Genomic DNA, 14,528 nt, shown 5'->3' with positions numbered 1-14,528 from the left:
GTGCTCAGTGCAGGGCCTGAGTGCGGATCAGCCCGACAGCGATGCCCTCCAGCGCGAACTCCTGTTCGGCGTCCACGACGATGGGGGCGAAATCCGGGTTCTCGGGCAGCAGTTCCAGGCGGCCATTCTGGCGCTGCAAGCGCTTGACCGTCACGTCGTCGCCCAGGCGGGCGACCACGATCTGGCCGTTGCGCGCTTCGGTGGCGCGTTTGACCGCCAGCAGGTCGCCTTCAAGAATGCCGGCGTCGCGCATGCTCATGCCGCGCACTTTCAGCAGGTAATCGGGTGTCTGGGCGAACAGGCCGGGGTCGACGCCGACCTCGCGCTCTACATGCTCGGCCGCCAGGATCGGGCTGCCAGCGGCAACGCGGCCAACCAGCGGCAGCAGCAGCTGGGCCAGGGCGGGATGGGGCAGCATGGCCTGCGCTGGCGCCGTGGCGGCGTCCTTCAGGCGAATGCCGCGCGAGGCGCCGGCGGTCAGCTCGATGGCGCCCTTGCGGGCCAATGCCTTGAGGTGATCCTCTGCCGCGTTGGGGGAGCGGAAACCCAGCGCCTGGGCAATTTCGGCGCGGGTGGGCGGAAAGCCCGTGCGCGCGACGGTTTGCCTGATGAGGTCGAGGATTTGCTGCTGGCGTTCCGTGAGTTTGCTGGCCATGGCGATGATCCGTTGCTTGCGGACTGTACATATATACAGCGCCATTCTGGGGGACATAACGGAAAAATGCAAGCGCACGCCGCCAAAACAAAACGGGACCCGCATGGGTCCCGTCTTGCATCGCCAGTTGCCAGCGGCGGCATGGCGCCGCGCCGGGCGTCAGGCTCAGAGCACCGCGGCGATGGCCTTGGCCACCTTGTCGATGTTGCCGCTGTTCAGCGCGGCGACGCAGATGCGGCCGCTGGAGACGGCGTACACGCCGTGCTCTTCGCGCAGGCGGTCGACCTGGGCGGCGCTCAGGCCCGAGTACGAGAACATGCCGCGCTGGGCCAGGACGAAGCTGAAGTCCTGCTTGCCGCCGTGTTCCTTGATTTTCTCGACCAGCTGCTTGCGCATCAGGCGGATGCGGTCGCGCATGCCGGCGAGCTCTTCTTCCCACAGGGAGAACAGTTCGGGCGAGTTCAGCACCGTCGACACCACCGTGCCGCCGTGGGTGGGCGGGTTGGAGTAGTTGGTGCGGATGACGCGCTTGAGCTGGCTCAGCACGCGCACGGCTTCGTCCTTGCTGCCGGCCACCACGGTCAGGGCGCCGACGCGTTCGCCATACAGCGAGAAGGACTTGGAGAACGAGGAGCTGATGAACATCGTCAGGTCCTGCTCGGCGAACATGCGCACGACCGCGGCGTCTTCCTGCAGGCCGTCGCCGAAGCCCTGGTAGGCGATGTCCAGGAACGGGACCAGCTGGTTCTGCTTGACGACGTCGGCGATCTGCTTCCACTGCTCGAACGTGGGATCCACGCCGGTCGGGTTGTGGCAGCAGGCGTGCAGCACGACGACGGTCTTGGCCGGCGCGGCCTTCAGGTCGGCCAGCATGCCTTCGAAGTTCAGGCCGCGGGTGGCGGCGTCATAGTACGTGTAGGTGTCGACTTCGAAGCCGGCGCGCTCGAACAGGGCGCGGTGGTTTTCCCAGCTGGGGTTGCTGATCAGGACCTTGGAGCTCGGCAGCAGCTGGTGCAGGAAGTCGGCGCCGATCTTGAGCGCGCCGGTGCCGCCCAGGGCCTGCGTGGTCAGCACGCGGCCGGCGGCGGCCAGCGGGGAGTCGTTGCCCAGCAGCAGCGCCTGCGCGCCCTTGTTGTAGCCGGCGATGCCTTCGATCGGCAGGTAGCCGCGGGCCGCGGCGGCCTCGATGCGGGCAGCTTCGGCCTTGCGCACCGCGCCCAGCAGAGGGATGCGACCCTGGTCGTCGTAGTACACGCCCACGCCCAGATTGACTTTACCGGGACGAGTGTCCGCGTTGAATTGTTCGTTCAGGCCAAGGATGGGGTCGCGCGGCGCGAGTTCGACGGAATCGAAAAGGGTGCTCATGGGAGTCTATTGGGCTGGGTGGACGCAGGAATTGGTGCTGTGGATAATGAGGGGTTTACCTCGGGAACAGTCTAGCATGTCCAAGAGCGAGCGACGGGGCCGGAAAACGGTCGAAAAGCAGGCTGAAAGTCTGGACGAAAGCCTGGGCGCGGGCCTGGGAGACGGCCTGGATGTAGGCCTGAATGCGACTGGCCTGGCGGACGAGTCCGCCGGGCAGGCCGGCACGCGCGCCGGTGAGGGCGGCGGCGGGGGTGGGGACGCCACCGTTCCAGGCGCTGCCCCGGGCTTTGTCGAGTATCCGGGCAGTCCATTCCAGCTGTACCAGCCGTATCCGCCGGCGGGCGACCAGCCGACGGCCATCGACAGCCTGGTCCAGGGCATGGAAGACGGCCTGATGTACCAGACGCTGCTGGGTGTCACCGGGTCGGGCAAGACCTACACCATGGCCAACGTGATCGCCCGTCTCGGCCGTCCGGCCCTGGTGTTGGCGCCCAACAAGACGCTGGCTGCGCAGTTGTACGCCGAAATGCGCGAATTCTTCCCGAAGAACGCGGTCGAGTACTTCGTCTCGTACTATGACTATTACCAGCCCGAGGCCTACGTGCCGACGCGCGATCTGTTCATCGAGAAGGACTCGTCCATCAACGAGCACATCGAGCAGATGCGGCTGTCGGCCACCAAGAGCCTGCTGGAGCGCCGCGACACTGTGATCGTGGGCACGGTGTCCTGCATCTACGGTATCGGCAATCCCGGCGACTACCACGCCATGGTGCTGATCCTGCGCTCGGGCGACCGGATTTCCAGGCGCGAGATCCTGGCGCGGCTGGTCGCCATGCAGTACACCCGCAATGACGCCGAGTTCACGCGCGGCGTGTTCCGCGTGCGTGGCGAGACGATCGACATCTTTCCGGCCGAAAGCGCCGAGCTGGCGCTGCGGTTGACACTGTTCGACGACGAGATCGAGAGCCTGGAGCTGTTCGACCCGCTGACCGGCCGCATCCGCCAGAAGCTGCCCCGCTTCACGGTGTACCCGGGTTCGCACTACGTAACGCCGCGCGATACCGTCCTGCGCGCCATCGAGACGATCAAGGAAGAGCTGCGCGAGCGCGTCAAACGCTATGTCGACGACGGCCATCTGGTCGAGGCGCAGCGGCTGGAGCAGCGCACCCGCTTCGATCTGGAAATGCTGCAGGAGCTGGGCTTCTGCAAGGGCATCGAAAACTATTCGCGGCATCTATCGGGCGCCGCGCCAGGCGAGCCGCCGCCCACATTGATCGACTATCTGCCCAGCGATGCGCTGATGTTCATCGATGAAAGCCACGTCACCATCGGGCAGTTGAGCGCCATGTATCGCGGCGACCGGTCGCGCAAGGAAACGCTGGTCCAATATGGATTCCGCCTGCCTTCGGCGCTGGATAACAGGCCGCTGAAGCTGGAGGAATTTGAAGCGCGCATGCGCCAGTGCGTGTTCGTGTCCGCCACGCCGGCTGCCTATGAGCGCGAGCATACGGACAACGTGGTGGAGCAGGTGGTGCGTCCCACGGGTCTGGTGGATCCGGAGGTGCAGGTGCTGCCAGCGCGCACCCAGGTCGACGACCTGCTGGGCCAGATCAAGGCCAGGGTGGCGGTGTCGGAGCGCGTGCTGGTGACCACGCTCACCAAGCGCATGGCCGAGGATCTGACCGACTTCCTGAGCGAGCACGGCATCCGCGTGCGTTATCTGCATTCCGATATCGATACCGTCGAACGCGTGGAAATCATCCGCGACCTGCGGTTGGGCACGTTCGACGTGCTGGTCGGGATCAACCTGCTGCGCGAGGGCCTGGACATTCCCGAGGTTTCGCTCGTGGCGATCCTGGATGCCGACAAGGAAGGCTTCCTGCGCTCGGATCGCAGCCTGATCCAGACCATCGGGCGCGCCGCGCGCAACCTCAACGGGCACGCGATCCTTTATGCCGACCGCATCACGGATTCGATGCAGCGGGCCATGCAGGAAACGGAGCGGCGGCGTGTCAAGCAGCTGCAGTTCAACGCGGACCACGGCATCACGGCGCGTGGCGTCAGCAAGGCGGTGCGCGAGCTGATCGACGGCATCGTGGCGCCGGTCCAGCACGATGCGCTGGAAGCGGCGGTTCCCGCGGAATTCCTGAACGACGAAAAGGCGCTGGCGCGCGAGATCAAGCGCCTGGAAAAGCTGATGATGGACCACGCCCGGAATCTGGAGTTCGAACAGGCTGCCGCTGCCCGCGATGCCCTGACGGCATTGAAGCAGCGCGTCCTGCTGGACGGCGCGGTGTGAGGCGAGGGCGGCTTGGCGGGCCGCCCATCTGCCTCTCGGGTCGCTGACGAAAAGCTGAAAAATGTTGTTCTGGCGCAGCGCAATCGGGCGTTCAAATTTTGCGCAGATTTTTCCCGGACAAGCTTGGGGAAGGTCTGGATTTTTCATTCCAATTCATTGATTTAAAAGTAAATTTTTGATACGGCACTTTGTCCTGCTCCCCCCTTTTGGATGCAAAAAAAGCTTGCCTTATCGCGGGTTTTCCCGCACACTTGCCAGCATGATGACCAAGGTACTTTTCGTTTGCATGGGCAATATCTGTCGCTCGCCGAGCGCAGAGGGCGTGTTTCGCCATTTGGTGAACGACGCGGGTTTGGGCGACGTGGTTCGCATCGATTCCGCCGGCACGCACGCGTTTCACATCGGCGAGGCGCCTGACGCCCGGGCGCAGGCCGCGGCGCGCAAGCGCGGCTACGAGATCACGCACTGCGAGGCGCGTCAGGTCACCGCGGAAGATTTCCGTGAATTCGATCTCATCCTCGCCATGGACTGGGACAATCTGTCCGCCATGCAGCAGCAGTGCCCGAAGGCCTATCAGCACAAGCTGATGCTGCTGATGCGCTTCGCCAATGAGTTCGAAGAAGCCACCGTGCCTGATCCTTACTACGGCGGCGCCGACGGTTTCGGCAAGGTGCTGGACTACCTGGAAGACGCCTGTCAGGGCGTGCTCGAACTGGTCCGCAAGCGCGCCACTCAATACCAGGCGGCCTGAGCCCCTGGTTCGGGTCGGCGATAGCCGGCCTGGGCTGAATTGGCAGTGAATCAACCGCGCGTCAGCGCGGTTTTTTCTGGTTACGAGCCATACCAATTTAGTCGGGAATTTGTTATACTTGAGCCAATTACTCGGGTATTGGCCGTTGGATTCTCTGGCGGCCATGGCCGATTCACAGGGAACCCACCATGCGGTTAACTACCAAAGGGCGTTTCGCCGTGACTGCCATGATCGATCTGGCTATGCGGCAGCATAGCGGTCCGGTCACTCTCGCGGCCATCAGCCAGCGCCAGAATATTTCGCTTTCCTACCTGGAACAGCTGTTCGGAAAGCTGCGCCGCCACGAACTCGTGGATAGCGTGCGCGGCCCCGGCGGCGGTTATTCGCTCGCCCGCCTGGCGCGCAACGTGACCGTTGCCGACATCATCTTCGCCGTGGACGAGCCGCTGGATGCCACCAGCTGTGGTGGCAAGCGCGACTGTACCAGCGGCAACGACGGCAAGCCGGGCAAGTGCATGACGCACGAACTCTGGGCCACGTTGAACCGCAAGATGGTCGATTACCTGGATTCGGTGTCCCTGCAGGATCTCGTGGATCAGCAGCGTGTGCGCCAATTGCAGGAAGCCAATAATCAGGCACAGGCCTGCGCCGTGCGTGTGAACCGGGTGGGTGGCGCGAACGCCGCCAACGCCCCGACCACGACCGTCGCCGCCAACGCCACCGCATAAGCAGCATCAGGAGTTTGTAGAAATGACCACCCGCCCGATCTATCTGGACTACTCGGCCACCACGCCGGTCGATCCCCGCGTCGTCGACAAGATGGTTCCCTGGCTGTACGAGAACTTCGGCAACCCGGCCTCGCGCAGCCATGCCTTCGGCTGGGAGTCCGAGGACGCCGTCGAGCGCGCCCGCGAGGAAGTCGCCAAGCTGGTGAACGCCGATCCGCGCGAAATCGTCTGGACCTCCGGCGCGACCGAGTCCGACAACCTTGCCATCAAGGGCGCCGCCAACTTCTACGCCGAACGCGGCAAGCACATCATCACCGTCAAGACCGAGCACAAGGCCGTGCTGGACACCTGTCGCGAGCTGGAGCGCCAGGGTTTCGAGGTGACCTACCTGGACGTCAAGGAAAATGGCCTGATCGACCTGGACGTGTTCAAGGCCGCGCTGCGCCCTGACACCGTGCTGGTCTCGATCATGATGGTGAACAATGAAATCGGCGTGATCCAGGATGTGGAAACGCTGGGTGAGATCTGCCGCGAAAAGGGCATCATCTTCCATGTGGACGCCGCGCAGGCGACCGGCAAGGTCGAAATCGACCTGCAGAAGCTCAAGGTCGATCTGATGTCGTTCTCGGCTCACAAGACCTACGGCCCCAAGGGCATCGGCGCGCTGTATGTGCGTCGCAAGCCGCGCGTGCGCATTGAGGCGCAGATGCACGGCGGCGGCCACGAGCGTGGTTTCCGCTCGGGCACGCTGGCCACCCACCAGATCGTCGGCATGGGTGAAGCCTTCCGCCTGGCGCGCGAGGAAATGGGCACCGAAAACGAGCGCATTCGCATGTTGCGCGATCGTCTGTGGGCCGGCCTGTCGCAGATCGAAGAGGTCTACCTGAATGGCGACATGGACCAGCGCGTGCCGCACAACCTGAATGTCAGCTTCAACTATGTCGAAGGCGAGTCCCTGATCATGGCGATCAAGGAACTGGCCGTCTCCAGCGGCTCGGCCTGCACCTCGGCCAGCCTGGAACCTTCCTACGTGCTGCGCGCCCTGGGCCGCAACGACGAGCTGGCGCACAGCTCGATCCGTTTCACGCTGGGCCGCTTCACCACCGAGCAGGAAATCGACTACGCGGTCGAACTGCTCAAGAGCCGCGTGGGCAAGCTGCGCGACATGTCGCCGCTTTGGGAAATGGCCAAGGAAGGCATCGACCTGAATACCGTGCAGTGGGCTGCGCACTAAGCGCCCGCGCCTTGAAATACGTGGAGAATCAATATGTCTTACAGCACTAAGGTCCTGGACCACTACGAAAACCCGCGCAACGTCGGTTCGTTCGACAAGTCGGACGACTCCGTCGGCACCGGCATGGTCGGCGCTCCCGCCTGTGGCGACGTCATGAAGCTGCAGATCAAGGTCAACGAATCGGGCGTGATCGAAGATGCGCGCTTCAAGACCTACGGCTGCGGCTCGGCCATCGCCTCCAGCTCGCTCGTGACCGAATGGGTCAAGGGCAAGACGCTGGACGAAGCGCTGACGATCCGCAACACGCAGATCGCCGAGGAACTGGCGCTGCCGCCCGTGAAGGTCCACTGTTCCATCCTGGCCGAAGACGCGATCAAGGCCGCGGTGCAGAACTACAAGGAAAAGCACTCGGTTCCGGCCGAGGCGGCGACGAACTGAAAATGAATAAGGCCCACCCCCGAAGCGCTGCGCGCTTCCCCCTCAAGGGGGCATGCCGGCGGACCGGCGGAGCCGGATCCGTGGCATCGCGATGGAGCGATATCGGTTTCATGCGTGGCGGGTGGTGCGTCGGCACCCTGGAAGAATAATATGTCCGTTACCTTGACCCAGAAGGCAGCCAACCACATCGGCCGCTACTTGCAAAAGCGCGGCAAGGGCATCGGCTTGCGGCTCGGCGTTAGGACCACGGGCTGCTCCGGCATGGCGTACAAGCTGGAATACGTGGACGAGGCAGCGCCCGAGGACATGGTCTTCGAGAGCTTCGGCGTGAATGTCTACGTCGATCCCAAGAGCCTTGCCTATCTGGACGGCACCGAGCTTGACTACGCACGCGAAGGCCTGAACGAAGGCTTCAAGTTCCGCAACCCCAACGAGAAGGCGACCTGCGGCTGCGGCGAGTCGTTCACGGTGTAAGTCTTGGCTGGAGACGATCACTTCAGCCTGTTCGGCTTGCCGGCGCGCTTCGACCTCGATACGCAAATGCTGGAATCGGCGTGGCGCACCGTGGCCGCGCAGGTGCACCCAGATCGCTATGCCACCGCCAGTCCGGCCGAGCGTCGGGTGGCGATGCAATGGGCGGCGCGAGCCAACGAGGCCTATCGCCAACTGCGGGATCCGATGCTGCGGGCGCGCTATCTGTGCGAACAGGCAGGCGTGGACCTGCAGACCGAGAGCAACACGTCCATGGATCCGGCGTTCCTGATGCAGCAGATGAGCTGGCGCGAAGCGCTGGACGACGCGCGCGGCGATGCCGCTGCGCTGGCATCGCTGCAAGCGGAGCTACAGGAGGCGCGCGGACAGATGCGAGAGCGCCTGGCGCAACTGCTGGACGTGGACAAGGACTACGCGGCAGCGGGGCAGAAAGTGCGGGAATGGATGTTCGTGGAGAAGCTGGCGCAGGAGCTGGCCCACGCGCAACCGGCGGAATAGTCCAGGGCGCCGGACGGCCGCCACCGAACTTGCGGCCGGGCTGCGCCCACTGAGCAGAAAAACACAATCATGGCTTTATTGCAGATTTCCGAGCCTGGCGAATCGCCCGCGCCGCACCAGCGCAAGCTGGCGGTGGGCATCGACCTTGGCACCACCAATTCGCTGGTCGCCGCCGTGCGCAGCAGCGTGGCCGAAGTCCTGCGCGACGAGCAAGGCCATGCGCTGCTGCCTTCGGCGGTGCGCTATTTCCCCGGCGGTCGGGTCACGACCGGTCGCGAGCCGCTGGCCGAGCAGGCGCTGGACCCGTTGAACACCGTGGTGTCGGTCAAGCGCTACATGGGCCGTACGCTGGAAGAGGCGCGGGCCTCGCGCGCGCCGTATGAATTCGTGGATGCGCCCGGCATGGTGCGCATCCGCACGGTGCAGGGCGACCTGAGTCCGGTGGAAGTGTCCGCCCAGATCCTGGCCGTGCTGCGCCAGCGCGCCGAGGATGTCCTTGGCGACGACCTGGTCGGCGCCGTGATCACGGTGCCCGCCTATTTCGACGACGCGCAGCGCCAAGCGACGCGTGACGCCGCCAAACTGGCCGGCCTGAACGTGCTGCGCCTGCTGAACGAACCCACTGCCGCGGCCATCGCCTATGGCCTGGATAACGCCGCCGAAGGCGTGTATGCGGTCTACGACCTGGGGGGCGGCACGTTCGACGTGTCCATCCTGCGCCTGACGCAAGGCGTGTTCGAAGTGATCTCCACCGGCGGCGACACGGCCCTGGGCGGCGATGACTTCGATGCGCTGATCGCCGACCACGCCGCGAGCGGCCTGGGTTCCGCCGAACTGCCGCCGGCCGACCGCCGCGCGCTGCTGGTGGCGGCGCGTGCGGCGCGTGAAGCGCTGTCCGACGCCGACGATGCGCGTCTACGCCTGACCTTGTCGGATGGCCGCGAGCTGGACCTCGCGCTCAGCCGGCAGCAATTCGAAACGCTGGCCCAGCCCTTGGTGCTGCGCACGCTGGATTGCGCGCGCCGCGCCTTGCGCGATGCCGAGTTGCGTCCCGCCGACGTGCGCGGCGTGGTGATGGTGGGCGGGGCCACGCGCATGCCCGTGATCCGCGCGGCCGTGGGCGAGATGTTCGGCACGACGCCGCTGACCGACCTGGATCCCGATCAGGTGGTCGCGCTGGGCGCCGCGCTGCAGGCGAACCTGCTGGCCGGCAACCGGGCGCCGGGCGAAGACTGGCTGCTGCTGGATGTGATCCCGCTGTCGCTCGGCCTCGAAACCATGGGCGGCCTGGTGGAGCGCGTGATTCCGCGCAACAGCACGATACCCGTGGCGCGCGCCCAGGAATTCACCACGTTCAAGGACGGCCAGACCGCCATGAGCATTCACGTGGTGCAGGGCGAGCGCGACCTGGTGAGCGATTCCCGCTCGCTGGCCCGCTTCGAGCTGCGCGGCATTCCGTCCATGGTGGCGGGCGCCGCGCGCATCCGCGTGACCTTTCAGGTGGATGCCGACGGCCTGTTGAGCGTGACCGCACGCGAGCAGAGCAGCGGGGTCGAGGCAGCCGTCTCGGTCAAGCCTTCGTATGGCCTGAGCGACGACGAGATCGCCCGGATGCTGGCCGACAGCGTGGCGCAGGCCGATTCCGACGCGCGCGCGCGCATGCTGCGCGAGCAGCAGGTCGAGGCGCGCCAACTGGTGGAGTCGGTGCAGGCCGCGCTGGCCGCCGATGGCGATCTGCTGGACGCCGACGAGCGCAAGCGTGTGGACGATTGCCTGAGCGCCGCCGCCGGCGCGCAGGAGCTGTTGGACGTGGACGCGGTCAAGGCCGCCGTCGAGGCGTTGTCGGCCGCGACCGACGAATTCGCCGCGCGGCGCATGGACCGCAGCATCCGTGCGGCGCTGGCCGGCCGCAAACTTGACGAGATCGCCTGATAACAAGCTATGCCGAAACTGACTGTACTGCCTCACCCCGAATACTGCCCCGAAGGCGCGGTGATCGAAGACGCGCCCAAGGGCGTGTCGATCTGCCGCATCCTGCTGGACAATCACATCGACATCGAGCATGCCTGCGAACTGTCCTGCGCCTGCACGACCTGTCATGTGGTGGTCAAAGAGGGCTATTCCTCGCTGGAAGACGCGACGGATGACGAGGAGGACCTGCTGGACAAGGCCTGGGGCCTGACGCCGACCTCGCGCCTGTCGTGCCAGGCCTGCGTCGCCGACGCCGACCTGACGGTCGAGATTCCCAAGTACACGATCAACCATGCCAAAGAGGGCCATTGATGAAGTGGACCGACACCTACGAGATCGCCGCCGCGCTCTACGACGCGCATCCCGATGTGGATCCCAAGACGCTGCGTTTCACCCAGCTGCGCGATTGGGTGCTGGCCTTGCCGGGATTCAACGACGATCCCGCCCATAGCGGCGAGAAGATCCTTGAAGCCATCCAGATGGCCTGGATCGACGAAGCGGACTGAACCGCTGGCTGAAGACGCTCCCTGACGGGAGCGTTTTGCATTGCGGCGGACATTCCGGATCCCGCAATCCGGGACCGGACGCGCTTCGGGCCGTCGATGACGCCGGGTTCGGGCTGCCGCGCGGCGATATTGCCGCGCGGCACGTCACGTGGGCGGGGCCTCACGGTATCATCAAGGCTTCGTCAGCGCGTTTGGCGCCCCAGCGTCCCGCTGACGCTTTCCGAACGAGTCTGTCGGCCCGAGTTTTCTCGACCAGGTCTGTCAGGCCGAGGCCATTCACCGAGTCCATTCGACCGAGTTCATCGATGCCCGCTGCCCAACTGCGTTTTGGATTGGCCGCCAACCGGCTGCACCATGAAACCCCCGATGCCGCGCTGTTCACCTGGTTGCGCGCCAGTTCCGCCACCATCCGTGAACTGGGCGTGCAGCTGCACACCGTGGGTCGCACGCACGACGCCATCGTGCGCGAGGGCATGTTGCAGGGCTACAGCGGACTGATCCGCTATCCCTATGGCCGCGAGGGCGGGCTGATGAAACTGGTGGCGCGCGTCACCGAAGGTCGCGACGGCCAGGCGCCGTTCGACGGCGCCATCTACCTGATCGATCCGGTCGATCCTTCCTCGATTTTTCCCGAGGCGCTGGCGCTCAAGCGGCAGTGCATCACCCACGGTCGCCCGTTCATTTCGACGCTGGCCGGCGCCATCGAATGGATGGAGGTCGAACGCGTGCACGCGGGCCTGACGCCGGACGCGTCGCTGTCCCGCATGTTCGATTACGAAGGCCAGACGCTGGCCTTGATCGCCCACGATGCGCTCAAGGATGAGATGGTGGCCTTCGCCAGCGAGCATTTCGACGTGTTGTCGCGTTTCGCCCGGCGCGTGGCCACTGGCACGACGGGCGGGCGGCTCAACGACCTGGCCTGGTCGCGCGGCTGGCCCAAGGACAAGCCCTGGGTACATCGCTACCTGAGCGGGCCGTTGGGCGGCGACGCGCAAATCGCCGAACTGGTGCTGGAACACCAATGTCAGCGCGTGATCTTCTTCGAGGATCCCCACGTGGCGCGCCAGCACGAGGCGGATATCCAGTTGCTGGAGCGCGCGGTGCGCGTGGTCACGGAGTCCGCGACCTGCGCGACCTCGCCGTCGGTGGCGCGCCGCTGGGCGCAGGCGGTGGAAAAGCGCGGAGCCTGAGACCGCAGGGTGGATCGGCGGCAGGCAGCGGAGCCGGGCTGCGTCGCAGCAAAGTGTCACGCTTGCGGCGGCGGGCTTCTGCGAGAATAGGGCGCGGGTGCGGCGCGATGCGCCGCGTCCACTCGGCCGCAGGCCACCAATGGCCGGGCCATCTTGTTCAACGCAAGGAGGATGCCATGATGCAAGCAGTATCGTTTGCCCGCATTTGCGCCGGCTTGGCTGGCGCGGTCTTGTTGAGCGCGAGTCTGGCAGCCAAGGCGGCCGACAAGGTGTATTTTGTCGAACCCAAGGACGGGGCCACGGTGGCTAGCCCGGTGAAGGTGAAGTTCGGCGTGGACGGCATGGCCGTCAAACCGGCCGGTGACATGAGCGCCGGTTCCGGGCACCACCACCTGATCGTTGACGGCAAGCCCGTGCCCAAGGGCGAGGTCGTGCCGACGGACGACACGCACATCCACTTTGGCAAGGGCCAGACCGAAACCGAGCTCAAGCTCGCGCCGGGCAAGCACACGCTGACCATGCAGTTCGCCGACGGTGCGCATCGCTCTTATGGGCCGGACCTGAGCAGCACGATCTCGGTGACGGTGAAGTAGTCCTATCTTGCAAGGCTGGGGCCGCCTGCTGGCACGTCATCTGTGCAGCGGCGGCCATCTACGTGCCGTGTGGGTCAAGGCCAGGATCCATACCGTGCCGTCCGGCGCGATTTCATAGGCCAGCCGATACCGTTCATGCGGAACGAGTTCGCGCACGCCGGGAACGTCTGCAGGCTTGCCGATGCGCGGGGGTGTGGCGAGCTTGGCGGCAGCCAGGCTGAAAAGCTGATCCACACGCGCCGCGGCAGCGGCGCTGTCGGCGGCGATGTAATCCCAGATATCAGAGCGATCCTGTTCGGCTTGCGGCGTCCAGACGACGGTCACGCCTTGTCTTCCGTGGCGGTTCGTATACGTCTGGCGGCGTAGACGGCTTCGACCTCGTCGTTCGGGCGGCCCAGGCCGGCGCGCATGGAGGCGCGTGCGGCGTCGATCTTGCCGCGTCGGTAGTCGTCATGGTCGCGAGCCGGCTGATGCTGGGCGACATAGTCGCGCATTAGTTCGCTGACGATCTGGGACGCGGGCCGATTCTCGGCGGCGGCCTGTGCCAGGAATGCGGCGTGCAGAGCGGGTTCCAGGGTCATGGTGAAAATGGTCTCTTCAGGCATGTGGGAGTCCTTTTTTTACCAAGGGGAGTATGGGCGGTACAGTCTCGGCATGTACGACTTGCGATGAATGCAGGACCGATGGCAAGACGTGCAAACCATCGCGTCTTGCGGCTCTCCGAGACGCTTGCCGATGGGGCTAGGCAAGGCCCGCGCCAAAGCACGCTAGCGTGCTGCCCGCAGGCCGTCCATCCTGCGGCAGCCAGCCTCAAGCCCCCGTGAACCGCGGCGGCCGCCTTGCGCGGAACGCCGCCACGCCCTCGGCGAAATCTGCCCGCGTCGCGCTTTGCAGAAAGCAGGCGGTTTCTTCACTGAGCTGGGTTTCCAGCGTGGCCTGCGCCGCCGTGCGCAGCAGCCGCTTGGCGCCGGCGATGCTGTGCGGAGCATGGGCGGCGATGGCGCCCGCGTAGGCCGCCGCCTGTTCGCGCAGCTGACCGGTCGGTGCTACTCGGGTGACCAGGCCCCAGGACAGCGCTTCCTCGGCGCTGAACGGATCGTGCCGCAGCAGCAGGTCCAGCGCCCGCTTTGGTCCCACGGTGCGCATCAGACCGTGCGTCATGCCGGCATCGGGCGTGGCGCCCAGCTTGAGATACGCCGTCATGAAGCGCGTGCCGGCCTCGGCGATCGCCAGGTCGCAGGCCAGCGTCAACGACAGGCCGGCGCCCGCGGCGATGCCATGCACCTGCGCCAGCCAGACCTTGTCCATGCGTGCGACGCGCACGAGGAAATCGTTGAGTGGCGTGAACAGGTCCATGAGCGACGCGCGCACCGCGCAGGCCGCGCCTTCGAACATCGAGATGTCGCCGCCCGCACATAACGCGTTGCCCGCGCCCTGCAGCGTGACCACGCGAATGTCGGCGCGGGTTTCCAGCCACTGGGCGGCGCGCTGCAGGTCTTCGGCCATGGCCACGTCGATGGCGTTGAGCGCGTCGGGCCGGTTCAGCGTCAGCGTGGCGGCGGCGCCGCCGGTTTGGAGGATGAGCGTGCGGAAGGCGGGCAGACCGGTGTTCATGGCGAGTCTCCGGGGTAGGGCGTGGGCTGGGACGGATACCGGGTAAATACCAGCTACTTGTTCAAAAACCGCGATGCTATGTTCTGGACCGAGCGCTTGCTTGGTTTGTTGTCACGCCAAGCTAGCGTAACGCATAGAACGATTTTCCGGCGCTGTATTGGCGTAGGTTAAGACAGGTTCGTTGCATCGCCTGC

At 65.4% G+C, this 14,528-nt stretch carries 17 protein-coding genes; 12 read left to right on the top strand and 5 right to left on the bottom strand.

Annotated features, from left to right (window positions below):
- Positions 1 to 4: 4 nt before the first annotated feature.
- Together lexA and C2U31_RS23850 are read right to left on the bottom strand one after the other, a co-directional pair.
- Positions 5 to 655 carry a transcriptional repressor LexA gene (gene lexA / locus C2U31_RS23855; RefSeq protein WP_103275067.1) on the bottom strand — a complete coding sequence of 217 codons (651 nt, stop codon included), beginning with the start codon at positions 653 to 655 and terminating at the stop codon, positions 5 to 7.
- A gap of 165 nt (positions 656 to 820) precedes the next feature.
- Positions 821 to 2,020, bottom strand: a complete 1,200-nt coding sequence (locus C2U31_RS23850) for an amino acid aminotransferase (RefSeq protein WP_103275066.1) — start codon at positions 2,018 to 2,020, stop codon at positions 821 to 823.
- A gap of 76 nt (positions 2,021 to 2,096) precedes the next feature.
- Here C2U31_RS23850 and uvrB point away from each other — a divergent pair, with 76 nt between their 5' ends.
- From uvrB to C2U31_RS23790, 12 genes are all read left to right on the top strand, one after another.
- Positions 2,097 to 4,319 (top strand): excinuclease ABC subunit UvrB, encoded by a 2,223-nt coding sequence (gene uvrB / locus C2U31_RS23845; protein WP_233772478.1) that lies wholly within the window; start codon positions 2,097 to 2,099, stop codon positions 4,317 to 4,319.
- 259 nt (positions 4,320 to 4,578) lie between these two features.
- Positions 4,579 to 5,070, top strand: a complete 492-nt coding sequence (locus tag C2U31_RS23840; RefSeq protein WP_103275065.1) for a low molecular weight protein-tyrosine-phosphatase — start codon at positions 4,579 to 4,581, stop codon at positions 5,068 to 5,070.
- Between the two features lie 188 nt (positions 5,071 to 5,258).
- Positions 5,259 to 5,798, top strand: a complete 540-nt coding sequence (iscR, locus tag C2U31_RS23835; RefSeq protein WP_103275064.1) for a Fe-S cluster assembly transcriptional regulator IscR — start codon at positions 5,259 to 5,261, stop codon at positions 5,796 to 5,798.
- Positions 5,799 to 5,820: 22 nt separating this feature from the next.
- Positions 5,821 to 7,032, top strand: a complete 1,212-nt coding sequence (locus tag C2U31_RS23830) for an IscS subfamily cysteine desulfurase (protein WP_103275063.1) — start codon at positions 5,821 to 5,823, stop codon at positions 7,030 to 7,032.
- A gap of 33 nt (positions 7,033 to 7,065) precedes the next feature.
- Complete coding sequence (gene iscU, locus C2U31_RS23825; RefSeq protein WP_103275062.1) at positions 7,066 to 7,470, top strand: Fe-S cluster assembly scaffold IscU; 405 nt, start codon at positions 7,066 to 7,068, stop codon at positions 7,468 to 7,470.
- A gap of 150 nt (positions 7,471 to 7,620) precedes the next feature.
- Complete coding sequence (gene iscA, locus C2U31_RS23820) at positions 7,621 to 7,944, top strand: iron-sulfur cluster assembly protein IscA (protein WP_103275061.1); 324 nt, start codon at positions 7,621 to 7,623, stop codon at positions 7,942 to 7,944.
- A gap of 3 nt (positions 7,945 to 7,947) precedes the next feature.
- A complete protein-coding gene (gene hscB / locus C2U31_RS23815; protein ID WP_103275060.1) occupies positions 7,948 to 8,460 on the top strand; it encodes a Fe-S protein assembly co-chaperone HscB in 513 nt (170 codons plus the stop codon).
- 69 nt (positions 8,461 to 8,529) lie between these two features.
- Positions 8,530 to 10,392: a Fe-S protein assembly chaperone HscA gene (gene hscA / locus C2U31_RS23810; protein WP_103275059.1), complete on the top strand. Its 1,863-nt coding sequence runs from the start codon at positions 8,530 to 8,532 to the stop codon at positions 10,390 to 10,392.
- Positions 10,393 to 10,401: 9 nt separating this feature from the next.
- Positions 10,402 to 10,743 (top strand): ISC system 2Fe-2S type ferredoxin, encoded by a 342-nt coding sequence (gene fdx, locus C2U31_RS23805; protein WP_103275058.1) that lies wholly within the window; start codon positions 10,402 to 10,404, stop codon positions 10,741 to 10,743.
- Entirely contained in the window at positions 10,743 to 10,937 is a 195-nt protein-coding gene (iscX, locus tag C2U31_RS23800) for a Fe-S cluster assembly protein IscX (protein WP_103275057.1), read from the top strand. Before fdx ends, iscX begins: the two co-directional genes overlap by 1 nt.
- Positions 10,938 to 11,242: 305 nt before the next feature.
- A complete protein-coding gene (locus tag C2U31_RS23795) occupies positions 11,243 to 12,127 on the top strand; it encodes a methylglyoxal synthase (RefSeq protein ID WP_103275056.1) in 885 nt (294 codons plus the stop codon).
- 176 nt (positions 12,128 to 12,303) lie between these two features.
- Positions 12,304 to 12,720, top strand: coding sequence for a DUF4399 domain-containing protein (locus tag C2U31_RS23790; protein WP_103275055.1), 417 nt, complete (start codon positions 12,304 to 12,306; stop codon positions 12,718 to 12,720).
- Between the two features lie 36 nt (positions 12,721 to 12,756).
- Here C2U31_RS23790 and C2U31_RS23785 read toward each other — a convergent pair whose 3' ends face one another.
- The 3 genes from C2U31_RS23785 to C2U31_RS23775 form a co-directional block, all read right to left on the bottom strand.
- Positions 12,757 to 13,044, bottom strand: a complete 288-nt coding sequence (locus tag C2U31_RS23785) for a type II toxin-antitoxin system RelE/ParE family toxin (RefSeq protein ID WP_103275054.1) — start codon at positions 13,042 to 13,044, stop codon at positions 12,757 to 12,759.
- Positions 13,041 to 13,325: an antitoxin of toxin-antitoxin stability system gene (locus C2U31_RS23780; RefSeq protein WP_103275053.1), complete on the bottom strand. Its 285-nt coding sequence runs from the start codon at positions 13,323 to 13,325 to the stop codon at positions 13,041 to 13,043. Before C2U31_RS23780 ends, C2U31_RS23785 begins: the two co-directional genes overlap by 4 nt.
- Before the next feature lie 205 nt (positions 13,326 to 13,530).
- Positions 13,531 to 14,334, bottom strand: a complete 804-nt coding sequence (locus C2U31_RS23775) for an enoyl-CoA hydratase/isomerase family protein (protein WP_103275052.1) — start codon at positions 14,332 to 14,334, stop codon at positions 13,531 to 13,533.
- Positions 14,335 to 14,528 lie beyond the last annotated feature (194 nt).

The sequence above is a fragment of the Achromobacter sp. AONIH1 genome, assembly GCF_002902905.1.
Classification (GTDB): Bacteria; Pseudomonadota; Gammaproteobacteria; order Burkholderiales; family Burkholderiaceae_B; genus Achromobacter.
The sequence above is the reverse complement of the archived record's forward strand: the minus strand, read 5'-3'. Positions and strand labels throughout refer to the sequence as shown.

What these genes read in the sequence shown, in the direction of transcription:
- lexA (WP_103275067.1), bottom strand. Translation starts at nt 655, where the DNA reads ATGGCCAGCAAACTCACGGAACGCCAGCAGCAAATCCTCGACCTCATC.
- C2U31_RS23850 (WP_103275066.1), bottom strand. Translation starts at nt 2,020, where the DNA reads ATGAGCACCCTTTTCGATTCCGTCGAACTCGCGCCGCGCGACCCCATC.
- uvrB (WP_233772478.1), top strand. Translation starts at nt 2,097, where the DNA reads ATGTCCAAGAGCGAGCGACGGGGCCGGAAAACGGTCGAAAAGCAGGCT.
- C2U31_RS23840 (WP_103275065.1), top strand. Translation starts at nt 4,579, where the DNA reads ATGATGACCAAGGTACTTTTCGTTTGCATGGGCAATATCTGTCGCTCG.
- iscR (WP_103275064.1), top strand. Translation starts at nt 5,259, where the DNA reads ATGCGGTTAACTACCAAAGGGCGTTTCGCCGTGACTGCCATGATCGAT.
- C2U31_RS23830 (WP_103275063.1), top strand. Translation starts at nt 5,821, where the DNA reads ATGACCACCCGCCCGATCTATCTGGACTACTCGGCCACCACGCCGGTC.
- iscU (WP_103275062.1), top strand. Translation starts at nt 7,066, where the DNA reads ATGTCTTACAGCACTAAGGTCCTGGACCACTACGAAAACCCGCGCAAC.
- iscA (WP_103275061.1), top strand. Translation starts at nt 7,621, where the DNA reads ATGTCCGTTACCTTGACCCAGAAGGCAGCCAACCACATCGGCCGCTAC.
- hscA (WP_103275059.1), top strand. Translation starts at nt 8,530, where the DNA reads ATGGCTTTATTGCAGATTTCCGAGCCTGGCGAATCGCCCGCGCCGCAC.
- fdx (WP_103275058.1), top strand. Translation starts at nt 10,402, where the DNA reads ATGCCGAAACTGACTGTACTGCCTCACCCCGAATACTGCCCCGAAGGC.
- iscX (WP_103275057.1), top strand. Translation starts at nt 10,743, where the DNA reads ATGAAGTGGACCGACACCTACGAGATCGCCGCCGCGCTCTACGACGCG.
- C2U31_RS23795 (WP_103275056.1), top strand. Translation starts at nt 11,243, where the DNA reads ATGCCCGCTGCCCAACTGCGTTTTGGATTGGCCGCCAACCGGCTGCAC.
- C2U31_RS23790 (WP_103275055.1), top strand. Translation starts at nt 12,304, where the DNA reads ATGATGCAAGCAGTATCGTTTGCCCGCATTTGCGCCGGCTTGGCTGGC.
- C2U31_RS23780 (WP_103275053.1), bottom strand. Translation starts at nt 13,325, where the DNA reads ATGCCTGAAGAGACCATTTTCACCATGACCCTGGAACCCGCTCTGCAC.
- C2U31_RS23775 (WP_103275052.1), bottom strand. Translation starts at nt 14,334, where the DNA reads ATGAACACCGGTCTGCCCGCCTTCCGCACGCTCATCCTCCAAACCGGC.